Source organism: Stenotrophomonas sp. STEN030 (genome assembly GCF_056759995.1).
On record NZ_JBRREB010000031.1, the window covers coordinates 17,766 to 38,750 of the forward strand.

Annotated in this window: 9 protein-coding genes; 3 read left to right on the forward strand and 6 right to left on the reverse strand. The window is 63.1% G+C overall.

Annotation, left to right across the window (positions count from 1 at the left end; genetic code table 11):
- Positions 1-13: 13 nt before the first annotated feature.
- The 6 genes from ACVOLR_RS12155 to glmS all read right to left on the reverse strand — a co-directional run bounded on the left by ACVOLR_RS12155 (position 14) and on the right by glmS (position 17,260).
- Entirely contained in the window at positions 14-3,178 is a 3,165-nt protein-coding gene (locus ACVOLR_RS12155; RefSeq protein WP_481536650.1) for a TonB-dependent receptor, read from the reverse strand.
- 149 nt (positions 3,179-3,327) lie between these two features.
- Positions 3,328-4,464 (reverse strand): FecR family protein, encoded by a 1,137-nt coding sequence (locus tag ACVOLR_RS12160; RefSeq protein ID WP_481536651.1) that lies wholly within the window; start codon positions 4,462-4,464, stop codon positions 3,328-3,330.
- Between the two features lie 40 nt (positions 4,465-4,504).
- A complete protein-coding gene (locus ACVOLR_RS12165) occupies positions 4,505-5,023 on the reverse strand; it encodes an RNA polymerase sigma factor (RefSeq protein ID WP_481536652.1) in 519 nt (172 codons plus the stop codon).
- 242 nt (positions 5,024-5,265) lie between these two features.
- Positions 5,266-14,148, reverse strand: coding sequence for a fibronectin type III domain-containing protein (locus tag ACVOLR_RS12170; protein ID WP_481536653.1), 8,883 nt, complete (start codon positions 14,146-14,148; stop codon positions 5,266-5,268).
- Positions 14,149-14,839: 691 nt separating this feature from the next.
- Positions 14,840-15,019 carry a hypothetical protein gene (locus ACVOLR_RS12175; protein WP_481536654.1) on the reverse strand — a complete coding sequence of 60 codons (180 nt, stop codon included), beginning with the start codon at positions 15,017-15,019 and terminating at the stop codon, positions 14,840-14,842.
- Between the two features lie 408 nt (positions 15,020-15,427).
- On the reverse strand, positions 15,428-17,260 hold the full coding sequence (gene glmS, locus ACVOLR_RS12180; RefSeq protein ID WP_481536655.1) for a glutamine--fructose-6-phosphate transaminase (isomerizing): 1,833 nt from the start codon (positions 17,258-17,260) through the stop codon (positions 15,428-15,430).
- Between the two features lie 215 nt (positions 17,261-17,475).
- On the opposite strand from glmS, the gene ACVOLR_RS12185 reads away from it, so the two are divergent.
- From ACVOLR_RS12185 to ACVOLR_RS12195, 3 genes are all read left to right on the forward strand, one after another.
- Positions 17,476-18,744 carry an efflux RND transporter periplasmic adaptor subunit gene (locus ACVOLR_RS12185; protein ID WP_481536656.1) on the forward strand — a complete coding sequence of 423 codons (1,269 nt, stop codon included), beginning with the start codon at positions 17,476-17,478 and terminating at the stop codon, positions 18,742-18,744.
- A gap of 173 nt (positions 18,745-18,917) precedes the next feature.
- Complete coding sequence (locus ACVOLR_RS12190) at positions 18,918-19,643, forward strand: ABC transporter ATP-binding protein (RefSeq protein ID WP_057626881.1); 726 nt, start codon at positions 18,918-18,920, stop codon at positions 19,641-19,643.
- Between the two features lie 10 nt (positions 19,644-19,653).
- A complete protein-coding gene (locus tag ACVOLR_RS12195) occupies positions 19,654-20,985 on the forward strand; it encodes an ABC transporter permease (RefSeq protein WP_481536657.1) in 1,332 nt (443 codons plus the stop codon).

The following is a 20,985-nucleotide window of genomic DNA, read 5'->3' on the forward strand; positions in this document are numbered from 1 at the left end:
CAACGCGACGGCGTCAGAACTCTTTCTTGATGTCCAGGTAGAGCACGCGGCCGCGGATGTTCACGCGGTTGGAGACGAAGCCGGACAGGTTGTCGACGAACGGATAGTCGCGATCGAACATGTTCTGTACGCCCATGCGTGCGGTAACCCCACCCAACCAGCCGTCACGCTGATGCTTGCGATAGCCGACCTGCGCATCGAAGGTTGTGTAGGACGCCGAACGCGTACGCGGGCTCTCGTTTGGAGTGAAATCGTTGTAATCGGTGGCGGTGGCCGACAGCGGATACAGCACGCGATGCGCGGCGCTGTAATGGCTGCCCAGCGAGGCAAACCACGAATTCCCTTCCCAACCGACGAACAGGTCGCCGGCCCACTTGCTCGGCCCCAATTCGCTGTCCGCATAGCTCAGCGTCGGCATCGACGCCAACGAACGCGAGGTCAGCTCCAGCGTACGCACGGCATTGAGCTCGATGCGCCAATCGCCCCAGTCATTGCCGAAGTAATAGCTGGCGGTGGTATCGACGCTGCGCGAGCGCCGGCCGAGGAAGTTGATCGCACGGTTGTCCCACAACATCACCCCGTTCTCGCCCAGGGTGAAGGTGCCTTCAGGCATCTTGCTGATGTCCTTGAAGATCTCCGAATAGGTCAGGCCGGACAGCGGATCGCCGATGTAGTTGTCGAAGGTGGTGCGGTTATAGGTGGCCGACAGCTGCAGACCGGTAGCGAAGGTCGGCGACCAATCGAAACCGTAAGTCACCACGCTGGCCACCTGCGGCTTCAGGTTTGCGTTGGGGCCGCTGAGCGCGACGATCTGGGTGACCCCGTCCGGCAATTGGCCGCCGTTGAACAGCACGCGTGCGGTGTAGTCATCCATGATCAGCTGGCCGAACTGCTGCTGGGCCTGCGGCACCAGGAAGGACTCGCCCCAGGTGGCACGCAGGCGCAGCTGATCGATCGGCTTCCACGCCAAACGTGCCAGCGGGCTGGTGCGACTGAAGCTGCGCGACACCGTGGTGTCACTGCCGGTCATGCCGGTAGCGCCGTCGTTGTTGATGCCGGTCAGTTGCTCGACATCAAAGCCACCAAGTTCACCCAGGCCGGCAGACCAATCGCGCAGTGCGCTGTCGCCGCGCTGATCGAAGCGCTCGTAGCGCGCGGCAACGGTCAGGCTGAGCAGCTTGGCCAGCGGCTGATCCTTCAACAGCGGGATGCCGATCTCGGTGAACAGTGCCTCTGACTTGCCGGTGCTTTCTGAATTCAAGCGTTCGCCGAGATTGCTCTCGTAGTTGTAGCGCTGCTCTCGGTGCTGTGCGCCAAACGCCGCTTCAATCTTGCCTGCGGGCAGCTGGAACAGCTCACCACGGGTCAGCAGGTCCACCGTATTGGCACGCGACTGGAAACGATAGACATAGCGTTCGACCAGGCTCTGCAGAAGCTCGCGATTGCGCGCGACAATTGCGTCGTTGCTGCCGTCGCCAAACACGTTCAAGCCATTGAGCACTTCCAGCGTGCGCGCATAGCCATCGGCGCCCATCGAGCCGGTCAGGTCCATCAAGGCGGTAGTGGTGCCCTTCTCGCGGCCGATACTGTACGTCGCCTCGTAGTCCCACCCCTTGGCGAAGGGCAGCTTGCCGTTGATGCCGATATGCGCATCGCTATTGGTCTGCTTCTGATCTTCGCTCAGGTTCATGCCCTCGAACTCACGCTCGAAGGAATAGCCCACCAGCACGTCGCTGCCGAAATTGTTGTATGGATTGCTCTCGGGAACGTAGGTGTTGTAACCGTCCTCGAAGATACTGAAATCGAACAGCGTCGGCCGCCAGTTCTCCTTGTTGACCTGACGCACATGGCTGACGCCGTAGTTCAGTTGGGTGGTTTCGCCAAGATCATGCAGGCCGCTGATGCGGACATAGCTGTTATCAACCTTGGGACCGATGCGGCTGCGCTCATAGGTCGACGGTGCAGTGGCCGGGTCGTAGGCAAGCAGGCTGTCCGGATCCAATGCGGTGCCATCCTGGCCAGCGGGAATCACGCCGAGCACATCGCCCATGAAGTGATAGTCGATGCCGAAATCCAAGGACTCATAGACCACCCCGGGCTGGCCTTTGTTGCGGGTGCGGCCGTTGACGCCACCACGGTCGCTGAAGTCACCGCGGCCGTCCGGGCCAACATGGATCAGGCTGGTGACATCAGCAGGCAGGGTGCGTTCAAACCCTACTGCCGCAGTGACGTGGCCACTGCCATAGCCAAAGGTACGGGCCAGATCCAGCCGCGATACATCGGCGCCGGTGCTGGAGTTCTCGTGCCGTACCTGCGCGGTGGTGCCGTCGTAGGACTTCTTGAGCACGATATTGATCACGCCAGCCACGGCATCGGAGCCATAGATGGCGCTGGCGCCATCGCTGAGTACTTCGATGCGCTCAATCTGCGAAACCGGGATCGAGGAAATATCGGTGTAGGCGCCCTGCGCCTGTGCCGAACCGCTGCGGCGACGGCCATCGACAAGGATCAGCGTGGAGCGGCTGCCCAGGCCGCGCAGATTGGCGCCGGAGGAACCCAACCCGGATACGCCATCGCCATACGTGCTGCCGAACTCCTTCTCACCCAGCGCGCGCGAGGCGCTGGTGCGATTGGAGAAGTTCTGCGGCAGGTTGCGCAGCACGTCTTCGATCGAAGCATAACCACGGCTTTCGATCAGCTGCGAATCAATCACGATCAGCGGCGAAGCCGGATCGATATTCTTCAGGTAAGTACCGGTGACATTGATGGTCTCCAGCGTTTCGGCATTGCCGCCTGCCTGTTCAACCACATCGCCAGCGCTGCTGCGCGGGCGGATGGCGACGGTTTTGGCATTGATGTAGGCAGACGTATAGCTGGTAGGCGCAAGCAGCTGCTGCAAGGCAGCGTCCGCAGCAAGGCGGCCATTGACCGCGCCGCTTTGCACGCCACTGCCAGCACCGCCGGCATAGACCACCTGCAGCCCGCTCTGCTCGGCAAACACCTCAAGTGCCGAGGCCAGTGACTGCGCCGGCACATCAAACTGGAACACCGCCGCATCGGCAACCGTGTCGGCTGCCGGTGTTGACTGTGCCACCGCCACATTGCCGGTGCCGACCAGCAGCGCTAGCGCCACCGCCTTCACCAACGCGTGCTTATGAAGAATAGTGCTGGACCCCATGGATAATTCGCCCCCGAAAGACATCGAATGGTTACCGAGCAACCGGAGCCGCCTTGCGCGGAACCAGCCTCTTATTACATCCGTGTGTCCAAGTGCGGGAAAAGGGTACTCATGAGCAGAAATATTTTTCCGGGAACCTGCATTACTGCTTACTGACGACTACCGCGGTTGCCGATCACACTGCGATCAGCCTGACGGCTGACCTGCAGCTGCGAGCAGCATTCCAGGAACTGCAGGAAGGAATCGGCATCATCGGCATAGAACACGCCGCTGTAGCGCTGCTCGCGGATCAGCGGATCGGTGACCACGATGGGCCGCGGGTTGTAGCGGTTGAACTCGCTGATGATGTCTGCCAGGGTGTCGTTGCGGAAGCTCAACCGCCGCTTGCCATCGGCCGGCGCGCTCGGTGCTTCCAGCGGCATCCGCAGCATGGCCTGCTGCCCCTGCGGTATGCGCGCCTGCTCACCGGCTGACAATGCCGCCGGGCGGCCCAGCGATTCGACCTTGGCCTTGCCCGCTTCCAGCGTCGGCGCATCATCGCGCCACAGCGATTCCAGCCAATTGCTGTTGGCGGTCACCTTCACCTTGCCCTCGCTGACCGCCACCAGCGTGCCCGAGGGCAACCGGTTGACGGTGAAACGCGTTCCCACCGCCTGCACGGTGTTGTCGCCGGCATGCACGCGGAACGGGCGGCTTGTGTCGTGCGCCACATCGAAGGTGGCCTCGCCATCGCGCAACTCGATGTCGCGCACACCCGCACTGAAGCGCACAGCGATATACGAAGCCGGTGCCAAGGTGACCATCGAGCCATCGGTCAGGGCGATGCTGCGCTGCTCGCCGACCGCACTGGCGTACTGGTGAACCGGCACCTCCGGTTGCAGCAGAGTCCAGCTGCCAACCAGCAGCGCACAGGCGGCGACGCCCGCCACCAGTGCCCAGCTCAGTCTGCGACGGCGTCCACGCACTGCAGCTATGCGCTGCTGCGGCGGTGGTCCCGCGACAGCGCTGGGTGCATCGTGCAGCGGTACCACGTTGTCCATGGCCTGCGCCTGTGCCAGTACCGCGTCCAGATCGAAGGCCTGCAGCGCGGTGCTGGAGGCCAGCTCGCGCTGCACCAGCTGCGCCATCAGCAGTTCTTCCAGGTGCAGCGGCGAACGCGCCACCCAGGCGGCAAAGCCGGTACGGTCGGCATCACTGGGGGCAGCACCCATGACGTGCAGCCATTCGGCTGCCTCGCGTGCGGCGCGCTCCCGGCTCTGTTGCGGCGATGTGCGATAGATATTCATGGCTTCACCCGCCCTGCTCGTAGCAAGGTCCACATCCTGTTCATCGTTCCAAGCTCGCGCGTACATGCGCCAGCGCTTCGACACTGTATTTCTTCACCGTATGCACGCTCAGCCCCAGCTTCTGCGCGATCTGCGCATGGCTCATGCCTTCGCGCCGCTCCAGCAGCAGCACCGCCAGCCGGTTGGCTGGCAGCTGCGCCAGCGCATCGCCTACCTGCCGCTCGAAGAAGCCACCGCCTTCGCTGAAAGCTACCTGCCCCGGGTTCTCGGATACCGCGTCCACCACCGTCGAGTCGTATAGCAGCCGGCCCTGGCGCTGGCGCATGTTGAACTCGCTGGCCACGTGCGCGGCGATGCCATAGATATAGGCCAGCGGATTGCGCACGGTTTCGATGCTCTGCACCCGCAGCAGGCGCAGATAGACCTCCTGCACCAGGTCACCCAGATCCTGCGCCTCGGCCACCCGCCGGCGCAGGTAGCGGTGCAGCTCGGCGCTGTAGTCGTGGACCGCCCGCGCAGCGAAATCGCCCCCGGGCTGGTCCTGTCCGGCCGACTCCATCATCGTCTCCCGCCCGGACCTTGCCGACGGTGGCTTTTCCGCAACCTCATCACCCACTCCCAATGGCTGGGGCAACGAAAACGATGTCCCCTTGATCATGCAGTGCGTGGCAAGGGGCGATTTGGGTACTCCGGGCGTTCAATTCATTCAGCCAACAATCACCTTGCCGGCCAGCTTACCGGGGCTGGAACGACAACGCCCGGCGCAGGGCCGGGCGTTGTCGTCATCGCATCAGGGCGCGATCAGGGCCGGACCGGCACCCCGGGCATCTGCTGCGCCCCTGGGCCCCGCCGGCAACGCCGGCCCTGGCAATCATCGAGCCCAGCCTCACCCATCGCGCCCGCGCTGCCAACACCGGCACCACCCTTGCCGTAGGTGATGCGCAGGCCAACGCTGTTACTGGAGGCGCTGTTGCTGCCCTGGTCACGGCCGAACAACAACGAGATCAACCAGCCGTTGCGGGTCTGCATGTCCAACCCCAACCCGGCGGTGACCATGTTGTCGGCATAGCTCTGCATCTTCAGCAGATAGCCATCGGCACTGGGCTGCTGCACGTAGTTCATCCAGGCGTCACCGCTGTTGGACAGGGACTGACGGTACTCCAGCTTCCAGAACGGCCGCAGCTGCAAACGTTCACCTTGCCAGCTGTAACTGCCGTCAAAGCCCAGCGCCAGCCCACTGTTGCGCACGGTCTGCCGCGCATAAGCCAGGTCATACGCTTGCAAGCCATGCTCGCGGTAGCCGTCCAGGCGGGTGTGACTGCCATCGAAGCGGCCATAGCCGGACAGCGTGGTGGCACCGTGCTGCTGCTGATAGCCGAAGGTCAACGCCCCGAAGGTCTGGCTGCCATCGCGTTGACCAACCGCAATGGCATTGGCATCGCTGCTCCAGCGCGCGATGTCGAAGTCCAGACGGCCCTGCGCCAGCACACCATCAACAAACAGGTGTTCACCGGCACGCCATAGGCCATACATCGCCAGCGAGTACTGGTCGGCGTCCGTCCGCGAGGGTGAGTTGTCCAACCGGCTGCGGTTGCGGCCCAGGCTGGCGGCCATACCCAGCAGGCCGTTGTCGCCGTAACTACGGTCCACACCCAGGCTGATGCCGTCGGTGTTGAAATCGAAGCCACCGCCCTGTTGCTGGCCGCTGTTGCCAAACGTGGCCGTGCCCGACATCCAGCCACCCCAACCACTGGGCATGCCGGTGAACTGGTTGACCGGCAGCTGCACCGGAACCGACAAGGCCTGCCCGAGCAGATCGCCAGCGTAAGCCAGCGTCAACGTTGCCGACGACGGATTGCTGCCCGAACGCACCTGCTGCAGACGCGACTGGATGTTGCCCAGCTGCACGCGGCTGAAGCGCACGCTGGCATCCACCTGCGCCTGCAGGCTGCCGCGCACGCTGGCGTCAGCGGTCGGGTCAGGCCGTGCATTGACAGTCAGGGTCAGCTCCACGCTGGCCGCGGTGTAGCCACCCTGCGCTGCCTGGTGAGCGGTGAGGGTAGTGCTGCCCTCGCCCACCAGCGTCACGCTACGGCCAGTGATCGTCGCCACACGGGTATCACTGCTGCTGAAGCTGAAAGCACCGGCACTGTTGCTGCTGGGATCAGGCAGGTCGAAGGCAGCCTCGCCATAAGCCTTGTTGATACCGTCCAACCACGCCAGCGACGGCGCCGCAGCCGCAATGTCCACGTGCAGTACGCCCTGCTGTGCCGCCAGGTACTGCGCGTTGCCAGCCTGATCGATCGTCAGCACGCAGGTGCCTGCATCCAGCATGGTCACCACATTGCCCGCCACGCTGCAGATCGCCGGTGAACCGCTGCCGTATACCAGCGGGTTGCCGGACTGCCCCCCCTGTGCCGATACGATGAAGCTTCCACCGGCGGCGAACACCGGCTCGGCCGGATCGGTAGCCATGTCATGGATGATCTGCAGTCCCGCTTCCACCTTCAGGCTGAGGCTGGCGGTGTCGGCAAAGCCATTCGCATCGGTCACCTGCGCGGTGAATGCGAATGTTCCGGCCAGCTCCGGCACGCCACTGATTTCACCGTCCGCGCTCAACGACAGCCCTGCCGGCAGCTGACCGCCAGCAATGCTGTAGCTGTAGGGCGCGGTACCGCCCTGGCTGCGCAGCTGGGTCCGATACTGCTGCCCGCCAAACGCAACCATCAGTGCCGAGGTAGCCAGTTCCAGGTCCGGATTGGTGACCACCAACGTATAGCTCTGTGCCACCGTGAACGGCCCGGCACCATAGCTGCTATCGGTACTGCTGACGGTGAACGTGAAGCTGCCGGTCTGGGTGGGCGTGCCGCTGAGCAGCCCCTCATTGGACAGGTTCACGCCAGCCGGCAGGCTGCCCGAGGTCACCACATAGCTGTAGCCCTCAATGCCACCACGGGTGACCAGCTGATGCTGGTAAACGGAGCTGGCGACTGCGTCCGCCACACCGCTGTCCATCGACAAGCTGGGCGGGCCAACCATCACATTGACCGTCGCCGTTGCGCTCGAATAGCCGTCCATCACCTCGTAGGTGAAGCTGTCCGGGCCGACGTAGCCCAGGGTCGGCGTATAGGTCAACCTGGTACCCCGTACACTGACCGAACCATTGACTGGGTTAACAAAGACGCTCACTGCCTGGTAGGTGCCGGTGACAGAAAGGGTGATTTCCGCCGCGGTGCCATAGGCAACGTTCTGCGTGACCGGATGGGCTTCAAGCAGCGGCACCATGAACAAGGTGTTCGAGAAGGCCGAAGGCGCGCCCGTGCCGACGCTGTTGATGGCTACCACGGAGAACGAATACTGCACGCCCTTGGTCAGACCGGTCACGCTTATTGGTGAACCGGTCCCCGCATAGGTGGCCCCTCCTGCCGTAGCCGGGTGTGGCTGCACCTGATAGCCGCTGATCGCCGCGCCGCCGTCGAAGGCCGGTACGGTGAAGCTGATCTCGGCACTGGTTTCGGACAGCATGGTCGCAGTGCCAATCACCGGTGCTGCGGGCACTACGGCCTGCACCACGAAGCTCTGGCTGACCCGTGCTGCCGGATCATGGCTGGCATCGCCCGCCTGGTCGGCATGCACGGTGCAGCTACCTACCGAAGCAAAGCTGAGCACATCATTGTTGATCGCACACACCGATGCGCTGCCAGCATCCACCGTCAGGCTCACCGGCAGGCCCGAACTGGACGCGGCACTGAACGTCGGCGTCGTGCCGAAGTCGTAGCTGCCCGCCACACTGAAGGAAATGCTCTGCGCGACCATCGGCTGCAGTGCGTTGGATGCAGCCGAAGCAGGGCTGTCACCGGCGCTGTTGCGTGCCAGCACGGTGAAGCTGTAACTCTGCCCTGCAATCAATCCGTCCACCGCTACGGGCGAACTGCTGCCCACGAACGGACCACCAGCTACGGCCGGTGACGGCACCACCTCATAGTGCGTGATCGCAGCACCGCCATCGAAGCTCGGCGCGGTGAAACTGATGCCTGCAGCGGTTGCGGAGGTCATCGCCGCGGCGCCAATCACCGGCGCCGCCGGCGCCACCGCCAGCACGTTGAAGCTCTGGCTGACCTGTAGCGCCGGGCCGTGGCTGGCATCGCCGGCCTGGTCGGCAAGCACCGTACAGGTCCCCACCGACGCGAAGCTCAGTACGCCGTTGCGGATGCTGCACACAGCAGCGGCCGCGCCATCCACCGACAAGCTCACCGCCAGGCCCGAACTGACACTTGCACTCAAGGTGGGTGTCGTTCCGAAGTTCTGCGCCCCCGGATTGGTGAAGGTGATGGTCTGTACCGTCATCGGCTGCACGGCATTGGAAGCAGCAGACGCAATACCGTCACCCGCGCTGTTGCGCGCCAGCACGCTGAAGCTGTAGCTCTGGCCTGCAACCAAACCACTGACCGTCAACGGTGAGCCAGTGCCAACGAACGGGCCACCGGCCACGCTTGGTGACGGAATCACTTCGTACTGGGTGATCACCGCACCACCAGCAAACGCCGGAGCAACAAAGCTCACCTCGGCCTCTGTTGCCGAACTCAGCGTGGCCGCACCGATCACCGGCGCTGCCGGCACTACCGCCTGCACCGTGAAGCTCTGGCTGACCTGGGCAGCCGGATCGTGGCTGGTATCACCGACCTGATCGGCAAGCACCGTGCAGATGCCAACGGTCGCAAAGCTCAGCACACCATTGTTGATGGCGCACACGGCAGCAGTTGCGCCATCCACCGACAAACTCACCGCCAGACCGGAGCTGGCACTTGCACTCAAGGTCGGCGTAGTACCGAAGCTCTGCATGCCCGGGTTGTTGAAGGTGATGGTCTGAGCCGTCATCGGCTGCACGGCATTGGAAGCAGCAGACGCAATGCTGTCACCCACACTGTTGCGCGCCAACACGCTGAAACTATAGCTCTGGCCTGCGACCAAGCCACTGACCGTCATCGGCGAGCCAGCGCCAACGAACGGACCGCCAGCGACGGCCGGTGACGGAATCACTTCGTACTGACTGATCACCGCTCCGCCAGTAAATGCAGGGGCGATGAAGGCCACTTCGGCTACCGTCGCCGAACTCAACGTGGCGGCGCCGATCACCGGCGCTGCCGGTACTACCGCCTGTACCAAGAAGCTCTGGCTGACACGCGTAGCCGGATCATGACTGGCATCACCCGCCTGGTCCGCATGGATGGTGCAGCTACCAGCAGAGGCAAAGCCCAGCACACCGTTGTTGATCGCACACACGGCCATGCTGCCAGCATCCACCGTCAAGCTCACCGACAGGCCCGCGCTGGAAGTAGCGACCAACGTTGGCGTAGTACCGAAATCGTAGCTGCCCGCCGTGTTGAAACTGATGATCTGCGCCGTCATCGGCTGCAGCACACCAGAGGCGGTTGATGCCTGGCTTGCGCCGGCACTGTTGCGAGCCAGCACGGTGAAGCTGTAGCTCTGGCCTGCAACCAAGCCATTGACGGTCAGCGGTGAACCGCTGCCGATAAACGGGCCACCGGCCACCCCCGGTGACGGCAACACCTCGTACTGGGTGATCGCCGCACCGCCATCGAATACCGGCGCAGTAAAGCTCACTTCAGCCGCCGTTGGCCCGCTCAGCGTCGCCGCGCCGATCACCGGCGCTGCCGGCACTACCGCCTGCACCGTGAAGCTCTGGCTGACCTGGCCAGCCGGATCGTGGCTGGCATCACCGGCCTGATCAGCAAGCACCGTGCAGATGCCGACGGTTGCAAAGCTCAGCACACCGTTGTCGATGTCGCACACTGCAGCAGCAGTGCCGGCCACCGACAGGCTCACCGCCAAGCCAGAGCTGGCGCTGGCGCTGGCACTCAGGGTCGGCGTCGTACCGAAGTTCTGCGTGCCCGGGTTGTTGAACGTGATGCTCTGTGCCGTCATCGGCTGCACCGCATTGGAAGCAGCCGATGCCTGGCTGTCACCGGCACTGTTCCGTGCCAGCACAGTGAAGGTATAGCTCTGGCCAGCAACCAAACCACTGACTGTCACCGGCGAGCCGGCACCAACAAACGGACCACCGGCTACGCCCGGCGACGGCATCACCTCGTACTGGGTGATCGCTGCACCGCCATCAAACGCCGGAGCGGTAAAGCCAACGTCGGCCACGGTCGGTGAACTGAGCGTGGCGGCGCCGATAACCGGCGCCGCCGATACGACGGCCTGCACAGTGAAGCTCTGACTCACCCGCATGGCCGCAGCATGGCTGGCATCACCATTCTGGTCGGCGTGGATGGTGCAGGTACCCACCGCCACAAAGCTCAGCGCGCCGTCGCTGCTGATGGTGCAGATACTTGCGGTGCCCGTTGTGAAGGTTGCTGCAAGGCCCGAATCCACAGTCGCGGTCAAGGTCGGTGTCGTTCCGAAATTCTGCGCACCCGGGTTGGCAAACGTGATGGTCTGGGCTGCGGTGGGTGTCACAGCGTTGGTTGGGTTGGACGCCAGACCGATGCCAACACTGTTGGTGGCCGACACGGTGAACTCATAGGATCGGCCGTTGGTCAGCCCGGTCACTGCAATCGGCGAGCTGATAGCGCTGACCGGTGCAACATCGGCCGGAATGACAGTAACGGTGTAACCGGTGATGTCTGCGCCGCCGGTGGAGGTGGGGATGGCAAAAGCCACGCTGGCCTCACCGTCACCTGCAGTGGCCACTGCATTCTGCGGTGCTCCTGCCAGTACGGCGTTCACGGCAAAGTTCCGGGTGACCTGGGCTGCGGCCATATAGAAGCCATTGCCAGGTTCATCCACGTTGATGGTGCAGGTACCCGCAGTCACAAAGATCAGTGCACCAACGGGGCTGATGGTGCATACCCCGCTTGTGCTGGAAGTGAACGTCGGCGTCAGCCCGGAGTCCGAAGTAGCGGTCAAGGTTGGCGTAGTGCCAAAGTTCTGTGCCCCCGGATTGTTGAAGGTGATGGTCTGGGCTGCCTTGGGCGTGACCGAGTTGGAGGCAATCGACGCTGGGCCGGTGCCCGCACCGTTGTCGGCGCTGACAGTAAACGTATAGGGCTGGCCATTGGTCAAACCACTCACAACAACTGGTGAGCCCGCGACACTGACTGGGGGGACATCGGCAGGGCTGACCGTGACCGAATAGCCGGTAATGCTTGTGCCACCGGTGTTGCTGGGCGCGACAAAACTGACGCTGACCATGGTGTCGCCAGCGATAGCCACCAACGAAGTGGGTGCACCTGCCGTGATAGCGCTGACAGTGAAAGTGTGATTGACCTGCGTCGCCGCCAGAAATGCGCTGTCGCCAGCCTGATCCGCCTTGATGGTGCAGCTGCCTGCGGTGACGAATGCCAGCACACCATCGGTGGTAACGGTGCATACACCTGTTGTGGAAGAGGTGAAGGTCACCCCCAGACCGGAGGTTGCCGAGGCACCGCCGTTGATGACGCGCAGATCCGGCGTCGTGCCGAAGTTCTGTGAGCCCGGATTGTTGAAGGTGATGGTCTGTGGCGAAGCTGGGACGACGGCGTTGCTGCTCTCGGATTCGCTGCCGGTACCTGCGGAATTGGTCGCGGTCACCGTGAAGTCGTAGGAGACACCGTTGGTCAGCCCGGTCACGGTGACCGGCGACGAACTTCCCGTAGCGCTGGCTCCGCCGTGGTTTGCCTTGATGGTGTAACCGGAAGCGATGATCGCAGCACCGCCGGAGCTCGAAGGAGCAGAGAAGGTGACCGTAGCCTGGGTGTCGCCAGCCGTTGCGGTACCTATCGTCGGTGCGGAGGGTGCCACTGCTTTGACCGTGAAGCTGCGGGTGACGGTAGTCGCAGCATTGGTCGAAAAGTTTCCCGCTTGTTCTGCATCAATGGTGCAGGTTCCTGCAGTAACGAAGGTCAGCACACCAGCACTGGTCACCGTGCACACGCCCACCGTCGTCGAATAAAAGCTGATCGCAAAACCCGTTGCGCCCCCACCGATCGCATAGTTTGAACTCGCGGTCAGGGTTGCGCTGGCATCGAAGTTGTAGCTGGTCGGCTGGGCGAAGCTGATGACCTGGTTGGCCTTCGGTGTTGCACTGTTTGATGCACCGGAGGCGCTACCTGTGCCGGCGGCATTCGTTGCAGTCACACTGAAGGTGTAGGCCGTGCCGTTGGTCAAGCTGCCAACGGTGGCAGTACAAGCCGCCGGCCCGGTACAGGTTCCGGTGGCACCGCCGGGGTTGGCAGTTGCCGTATAGCTCGTGATCGGCGAACCGCCGTTGCTGGCGGGTGCGGTGAAAGTCACCGTCGCCTGCGTATCGCCCGCCGTCGCAGTACCTATGGTCGGTGTTCCCGGTACGGCGGGGATTGCAACGGTATGGGGACTGCCACCATTGTAGGACGGAATCGAATTCCCCGCTTTATCGACGATGTTGGTCGATGCGTTGAGGTTCACCTTTATTTCGCCGTTACCAGAAATTTCGGCAATGTTCACGCTTACCGATGAACCGCTGGACGCCGAAACACTGGCTATCCTGCCCGTCGCACCGTTGGCCCCCACCACAGTGAAATCGTCAGTGGAAACATTCGTCACCAGCTCACTGAAGCTGACGTTGAAGGCCATCGACGTATCCGTCGCCAATGGTGAGCCGGACACCGCGATACTACTGACAGAGGGCGGGTTGTTGTCCACGGTTGCATTGGTGGTGTCAGTGGTTGTCGCCCTATTGCCCGCATTGTCGGTGGCGGTGACCTTGACGTTCCGGTTGGTGGCATCGATGTTGCCCAAAACTATCGTATAGGTGGCCGTCCAGGTGCCCGAGCTGTTGGTGGCTGCTACCACCGCACCACCACCGAAGTCGGTCAAGTCCACGGTGACATTGGAAATGGTGTCGGAGTTGTTGTCGCCGCCGGCGGTATTGTTCCAGGTGGCGGTAACCGTATCGCCGATCTTGTAGATTCCGCTGGTTCCAGTAGCACCGCTGATACTGATCCGCGCGTCGGTCACCGTTGGCGCGATGTTGTCCACGGTTGCATTGGTAGTGTCGGCGGTGGTGGTTGTACCGGCTGCGTTGGTCGCACTGACACTGATGTTGCGGTTGGTTGCGTCAATGCCGCCTGAGGTGATGGTGTAGCTAGCCGTCCACATGCCGCCACTGTTCGACGCAGCCACGGCCGGGCCGCCGCCGAACTGGCTGAAGTCCATGGTGACGCTGGTGATTCCAGAGTTGTTGTCACCACCGATGGTGTTGTTCCAGGTAGCAGTAACGGTGTCGCCGACCTTGTAAGCACCGGCGGTGCCGCTGGCACCACTGATGTTGATTCTCGCGTCGGTCACAATGGGTGCCGAGCCATAGATGTATTGGTCCGCCACGCTGGTCGCACTGGTGCCGCCAACCGTTGTCACGGTGACATCGTAGGTGCCCGCACTGTTGCCGGGCGCGGTGGCGGTGATCTGTGTGTCGCTGTTGACGACGTAGGTGGCAACCACGGCACCAAACTTCACTGCGCCGGTGGCCGCTGCTGCACTGAAGCCGGTGCCGGTGATGACCACCGACGTGCCCCCACCACTGGGCCCGGTGGTGGGGGAAACCCCGAGTACAGAAGGCGTTTGAACGGTGGTGAGGTTGTTCAAGACAACCTGGTTGAGGGCAAACGACGTGGCTACACCACCACCGTAGCCTGTGAACATGATTGTGAATGACGAAATCCCCACAAACTCGGGGCCAGAGAAATTCAGGGTCGCTGGAACGCCATATATATTCACCGAACCGCTTCGACTTCCTCCTTTACTGGTCGTAACGAGGTAATTGCCACTATCGAACGGTTCGAGGTTTGTAAGCGCCAGGCTGGTGAGATCAAATACTTTGCCCGTAACTGACGTCGTCACATCGAGCGGCCCCGGCCCACTTGCTCCCCTGCTTACGCCCCAGCCATCAAAGAAGAAGCAATCCATGGTACCCATCACCCCCAGGATGCCATCGCAGCTACGGGGATAGTAGTCAGGCGCCCCGATCACAGAGAAACGCAAGGTCTCGCCATTTTCGGTCCAGGTTGCCGAACTGCGACTGCTGACGTTTTCAATACCCGCGCCATGGGTCAACGAGAATGTCGCGGCCATTGCCGGGGCGCTGACGCCCGCCAGAAACAGCACGAGGCTCCAAAGCACTGCTGTGAATAAAAGCCGAAACCCACCCTTTCCCAAACGCATTGGTCGCCCCTTTGCCATTTCATTCATCCGGACAGGCCCGCCAAGCGTCGCCTGCCAACATTGCTTGATGTCCAAACACACCTGATCAGATGGGCGCCAACCTGCCGGCTGCGCCGCCGTCAAGCGCTCATACCGCAAGCGCCTGCACAGCAGGCCGCTTGCGCGCTCTCACTCACGGAACGATGGCCATCCCCGTCCTCCCAAGGCGTCTCAGGCCAACGCCTGCGGATGGCAGCACGGCCGGATAAACCACCTTGCACGCAAGAAAGCGTGGGTTCTGCCGCAGGATGCCGGCCAGCAGGGTCGAGCCGGAGCGTGGCAGGCCGGCAATGAAGTGGTAACGCCGGCTCATGCGCGCAGCCCAACCGCCGCCGCGCGAGCAGCAGCCATCGTCCAGCACTGAACGCGCACCACCCAACCTGGCGGCACGCCTTTCGCAACACACATACAGCCCCCTGTCATGACGTCCCCACCGGCGGTGCCGGTTTTTCTGCTGGCTCTATTGGGTAAACCGGCAAAAGCGGCGCGCGATCATCATCGCCTCTATGATGTTCATCACACTTTGCAACTGCCAATCCCGCGAACCATCGCGGTCGGCACTGTGACCGAAATCCCGAGCGCCGTCTGTAAGGGCCGCCCGGACACCCCACAAAGCAAAAGCCCGGCGCTGGGCCGGGCTTCGAGCAACGTCGGGGGAGAGAGGACCGGGCTGCTGGAGGTGATTATCCATAGGCCCGGTTACGCTCCGGTGACACCTGCGTTACTCCACGGTAACGCTCTTGGCCAGGTTGCGCGGCTTGTCCACGTCGGTGCCGCGTGCCAGGGCGGTGTGGTAGGCCAGCATCTGCACCGGAATGGTGTGGACGATGGCACTGAGCACGCCGGCATGGCGCGGGGTGCGGATCACGTGCACGCCCTCGGAGGCATTGAAGTTGCTGTCCTGGTCGGTGAACACGAACAGCTCACCACCACGCGCACGCACTTCCTGCATGTTGGACTTCACCTTCTCCAGCAGGCTGTCGTTGGGGGCAATCACCACCACCGGCATTTCCGCATCCACCAGCGCCAGCGGGCCATGCTTGAGCTCGCCGGCCGGATAGGCCTCGGCGTGGATATAGGAGATTTCCTTCAGCTTGAGCGCGCCTTCCAGCGCGATCGGGTAATGCAGGCCGCGGCCGAGGAACAGCGCGTTCGACTTGCCGGCGAAACGCTCAGCCCAGGTGGCGATCTGCGGCTCCAGGTTCAAAGCGTGCTGCACGCTACCCGGCAGATGCCGCAGCTGCTCCAGGTAGTCCGCTTCCTGCGCGGCATCGACCTTGCCATGCAACTTGCCCAGCACCACGGTCAGCTGGAACAGCGCGGCCAGCTGGGTGGTGAAGGCCTTGGTCGAGGCCACGCCGATCTCGGCACCCGCGCGGGTGTAGCAGACCAGCTCGCTGGCACGCGGGATGGCGCTTTCCGGTACGTTGCAGATCGACAGCGTGTGCTTGTGGCCAAGCGACTTGGCGTACTTGAGCGCTTCCATCGTGTCCAGGGTTTCGCCGGACTGGGAGATGGTGACGATCAGATGCTTGGGATTGGCGTAGGCGGCGCGGTAGCGGTATTCGCTGGCGATTTCCACGCTGCACTGCAGGCCGGAGATGGCTTCGATCCAGTAGCGCGCGGTCAGGCCAGCGTAGTAGCTGGTGCCGCAGGCCAGAATCTGCACGCCTTCGATGTCCTTGAACACCGCTTCGGCGTTCTGGCCGAACAGGGTTGCCGGGAAACCACCGGCATCAATCGCTGCCTCGACGGTGTCGGCCAGCGCGCGCGGCTGCTCATGGATTTCCTTCTGCATGAAGTGGCGGTACGGGCCCAGCTCCAACGAGGCCAGCGATACATCCGACATGCGCTGTTCGCGCTGCGCTGGTGCATTGTTGGCATCGAATACACGCACGCCCTGGCGGGTCAGCTCAGCGGTATCGCCCTCTTCCAGGAACATCACCCGACGGGTGGCCTGCAGGATGGCCGATACGTCGGAGGCGACGAAATTCTCGCCATCGCCAAGGCCGATCAGCAGCGGGCAGCCCATCCTCGCCACCACCATGCGCTCGGGCTCGTTCTCACTGATAACCGCCAGCGCGTAGGCACCAGTCAATTCCTTGACCGTGCGCTGCAGGGCGCTGAGCAGATCGTCGCGATCGGCCTTGAGGTGATGGTGGATCAGGTGGGCGATGACTTCGGTATCGGTCTGCGACTCGAACACATAACCCAGTGCCAGCAGCTTCTCGCGCTGCTCTTCGTGATTCTCGATGATGCCGTTATGCACCAGTGCCACGCCCTGGCTGATATGCGGGTGGGCATTGGACTCGGTGACGCCACCGTGGGTGGCCCAGCGGGTATGGCCGATGCCCATCACCGAATGGAACTGCTCGGCGATGGCCGCACCTTCCATCTCGGCAACACGACCGGTGCGACGCACGCGGCGGATGTGCTCGGCATCGAGCACAGCTATGCCGGAGGAATCGTAGCCGCGGTATTCCAGCCGCTTGAGTCCTTCAATCAGTACCGGAACCACATCGCGATCAGCGATCGCTCCCACAATGCCGCACATAGCCTATCCATTGGTGATTACGAACGGACATTCTAAGCCAGCTGGATCAGACAGCCAGCGGACATACCGGGACATCGCCCGCCGGACACTGTCCGGGTGAGCGTCCGCGGACACCCGGACACTCACAACGCTGAATGTTTTACAAACAAATTCAATGAGTTGGAGTTGGCACGCTGCCTGCTTAATAGATACCAACCCCAGCAGCGAAGCCGACGATGATCCGCGACACCTCCGCCCAGGACCAGGTAAGCACCCAGCGCCCACAACCCGTCTGGCGCCGTTGGCTGTGGCCGGCAGTCGCCACCGCAGCGGTGGTGATCGGCATCGGCTATGTGATCAGCAACTGGCTGGGTGCCAGTCGCTCATTCGACGGTGATCGCCTGCGCATTGCCGAAGTCAGCCGCGGCAATCTGGTCCGCGACATCGCCGCCGATGGCCGCGTCATCGCCGCCAACAGCCCGGTGCTGTACGCCATCTCCTCCGGCACGGTGACCTTGAAGGTCGTCGCCGGTGACGTGGTCAAGCAAGGCCAGGAGCTGGCCGTGATCGACAGTCCGGAGCTGCGCAGCAAGCTGGCGCAGGAACAGGCCACTCTGGCCGGTTTGGAAGCCGAAGCCGGCCGCGCCGCACTCGATGCCACCCTGGCCCGCGCCACCGGCGCCAAGATGTCCGACCAGGCCGATCTGGTGCGCATCGCCGCCCAACGCGACCTGCAGCGCTATCAACGCGGCTTTGACGGCGGTGCAGTGCCGCAGGTGGATCTTGCCAAAGCCCAGGACGAGCTGAAGAAGGCCGATATCGAGCTGCAGCACGCCCATCAGGACGCCAGCCTGCAGAGCCAAGGGGCAAGCCTGGATGCGCGCAACAAGCGGTTGATGGCGGATCGTCAGGAAGCCGTGGTGGCTGAAGTGAAGCGTCAGGTAGATGCACTGACCCTGCGCGCACCGTTCGATGGTCAAGTCGGCCAGGTGCAGGCCATCCAGCACACCCAGGTCGCCACCAACGCACCGATCCTGGGTGTGGTTGATCTGTCGCGCTTCGAGATCGAGATCAAGGTGCCGGAAAGCTTCGCCCGTGATCTGGCAATCGGCATGCCGGCCCAGCTCACCAGCGGCTCCGGCCAGCCGTTCCCGGGCGAGATCGCCGCGGTGTCGCCGGAAGTGGTCAACGGCGAAGTCGTCGCCCGCCTGCGTTTCTCCGACAAGCAGCCGCCCGGCCTGCGCCAGAGCCAGCGCATGAGCGCACGCATCCTGCTGGATACCCGCAACAACGTGCTCAAGGTTGAGCGCGGCCCGTTCGTCGAACAGTCCGGTGGTCGTTATGCCTATGTGGTCAGCGGCGGCACTGCGGTGCGCCGTCCGATCCAGACCGGCGTCAGCAGCCTGGGCGAAGTTGAAATCGTCTCCGGCCTGCAGCCGGGCGAAAAGATCGTCGTCTCCGGTGCTGACCTGTTCGGTGATATCGAGCGCGTATCGATCAATTGATTGAGAGCTGAGAGTCGGGATTGGAAACAGCTGCTGGCGTCCGGGGCGTCGTGAACCCTGCCGCCAACGCTGCAACGCCACTCCCGGTTCTCGACTCCCTGATTCATCGCCTCACCTTTGCAATACCCGTCCCAAGCCCCGCTCCACATTCCCCGTCGCTGAAAGGAATACCCATGCTCCAGATGCAATCCGTCTCCAAGGTCTTCCGTACCGAACAGGTTGAAACCCATGCGCTGCGTTCGCTGGACCTGCATGTGCGCGAAGGCGAGTTTGTCGCGGTCACCGGCCCGTCGGGTTCGGGCAAGACCACCTTCCTCAACATCGCCGGCCTGCTGGAAACCTTCACCAGCGGCCAATACCTGCTCGATGGCCAGGACGTCAGCCACCTCGGCGATGACGCCCGCTCGCGCCTGCGCAACCAGAAGATCGGCTTCATCTTCCAGGGCTTCAACCTGATCCCCGACCTCAACCTGTTCGACAACGTCGATGTGCCGCTGCGCTACCGCGGCATGCCCTCAGCCGAGCGCAAGCAGCGCATCGAGAAAGCCTTGAGCGACGTCGGCCTGGGTTCGCGCATGAAGCATTACCCGGCCGAACTGTCCGGCGGCCAGCAGCAGCGTGCAGCAATCGCCCGCGCCCTGGCTGGCAGCCCGCGCCTGCTGCTGGCCGACGAACCTACCGGTAACCTCGATACGCAGATGGCACGTGGCGTGATGGAGCTGCTGGAAGAGATCAACAGCCAGGGCACCACCATCGTCATGGTGACCCATGATCCGGAACTGGCCGCACGCGCCCAGCGCAACGTGCACATCGTCGACGGCCAGGCCACCGACCTGATCCGCGAACCGGTGCTGGCACACGCCGCACGCATCGCCGCTGTCGCCGACAACCAGGGCTGAGTCAACGATCATGTCGCTGTTCGCCTACCACCTCCGCCAAGGCCTGCGCAGTCTGCGCCGCACCCCCGTGCTGACCGCACTGATGGTGCTGTCGATTGCGATGGGCATTGGCGCGTCGATGACCACGCTGACGGTAAAGCACCTGCTCTCGGGCGACCCCCTGCCCGGGCGCAGCGCGCAGATCTATTACCCGCAGCTGGATGCATCGCCGCGTGGTGAGCGGGCCCGCAGCGAACCGCTGGACATGCTCGACTACACCTCGGCGACGGACCTGTGGCGTGATGGTCCAGCCGATCGCAAGGCTTTGGTGGTGGACAGCCCCGTCAAGTTATCCGCTCCCGGTAGCCAAGTGCCGGCGATGATGACGACGTTGCTGTCCACCACGGCCGATTTCTTCCCGATGTTCCAGGCACCGATGGCCTACGGTGCCGGCTGGTCGGCCGAGGATGACCAGCGCCGCGCCCGCGTAGCGGTGATCTCCGCGGAATTGAACCAGCGCCTGTTCGACGGCAAGGACAGCACCGGCAAGATGCTGCGCATCCGCGACAGCGAAGTGCGCATCATCGGCGTGCTCAAGCCATGGCGTCCGTCGCCCCTGTTCTACACCGTCGCTGGCGGACGCTTTGCACAGGGCGATACGGCCGACTATTACCGGCCGGTCGAAGACGTGATGGTGCCGTTCTTCACCGGCCTGCAGATCAACGCCGGCAACTTCCAGCAGTTCACCTGCAACACGCTGCCGGAGAAGCCCGGCCATCTGGAAAACACCGATTGCGTCTGGCTGCAGTTGTGGGTGCAGCTGGACAGCACTGCCAAGGTTGCTGCCTACCAGCAACACCTGCAGGCCTATGTGCAGCAACAACAGCAGCTGGGCCGCATCAGCCAGCCCGAGCTGGTGCGCCTGCGCAGCCTGATGGAGTGGATGGACTACAACGGCGTGGTTCCGCGCGATGTGAAACTGCAGGCATGGATGGCCATTGCCTTCCTGGTGATCTGCCTGTTCAACACCATCGGTCTGCTGCTGGCCAAGTTCCTGCGCCGCACCGGCGAAATCGGCGTACTGCGTGCACTCGGCGCCACCCGCGCAATGGTGTTCCAGCAGTGCCTGATCGAAGCAGCCCTGATTGGTGTTGGCGGCGCTGTGCTGGGACTGCTGTTCACCCTGTTCGGCTTGTGGAGCATCCGCCAGCAGCCTCTGGCCTATGCCGACATGGTGCAGCTGGACATGAGCATGCTCGGCCTCACCTTCGCCACCGCGGTAACGACCACCGTTCTTGCTGGACTGCTGCCGGCGCTGCGCGCCGCGCGCATCGATCCGGCCCTGCAGATCAAGGCGCTGTAA

Excerpts from the sequence above, each read along its gene's own strand:
- ACVOLR_RS12155 (WP_481536650.1), bottom strand. The coding sequence starts at position 3,178 with ATGGGGTCCAGCACTATTCTTCATAAGCACGCGTTGGTGAAGGCGGTG.
- ACVOLR_RS12160 (WP_481536651.1), bottom strand. The coding sequence starts at position 4,464 with ATGAATATCTATCGCACATCGCCGCAACAGAGCCGGGAGCGCGCCGCA.
- ACVOLR_RS12165 (WP_481536652.1), bottom strand. The coding sequence starts at position 5,023 with ATGGAGTCGGCCGGACAGGACCAGCCCGGGGGCGATTTCGCTGCGCGG.
- ACVOLR_RS12170 (WP_481536653.1), bottom strand. The coding sequence starts at position 14,148 with ATGTTCACAGGCTACGGTGGTGGTGTAGCCACGTCGTTTGCCCTCAAC.
- ACVOLR_RS12175 (WP_481536654.1), bottom strand. The coding sequence starts at position 15,019 with ATGAGCCGGCGTTACCACTTCATTGCCGGCCTGCCACGCTCCGGCTCG.
- glmS (WP_481536655.1), bottom strand. The coding sequence starts at position 17,260 with ATGTGCGGCATTGTGGGAGCGATCGCTGATCGCGATGTGGTTCCGGTA.
- ACVOLR_RS12185 (WP_481536656.1), top strand. The coding sequence starts at position 17,476 with ATGATCCGCGACACCTCCGCCCAGGACCAGGTAAGCACCCAGCGCCCA.
- ACVOLR_RS12190 (WP_057626881.1), top strand. The coding sequence starts at position 18,918 with ATGCTCCAGATGCAATCCGTCTCCAAGGTCTTCCGTACCGAACAGGTT.
- ACVOLR_RS12195 (WP_481536657.1), top strand. The coding sequence starts at position 19,654 with ATGTCGCTGTTCGCCTACCACCTCCGCCAAGGCCTGCGCAGTCTGCGC.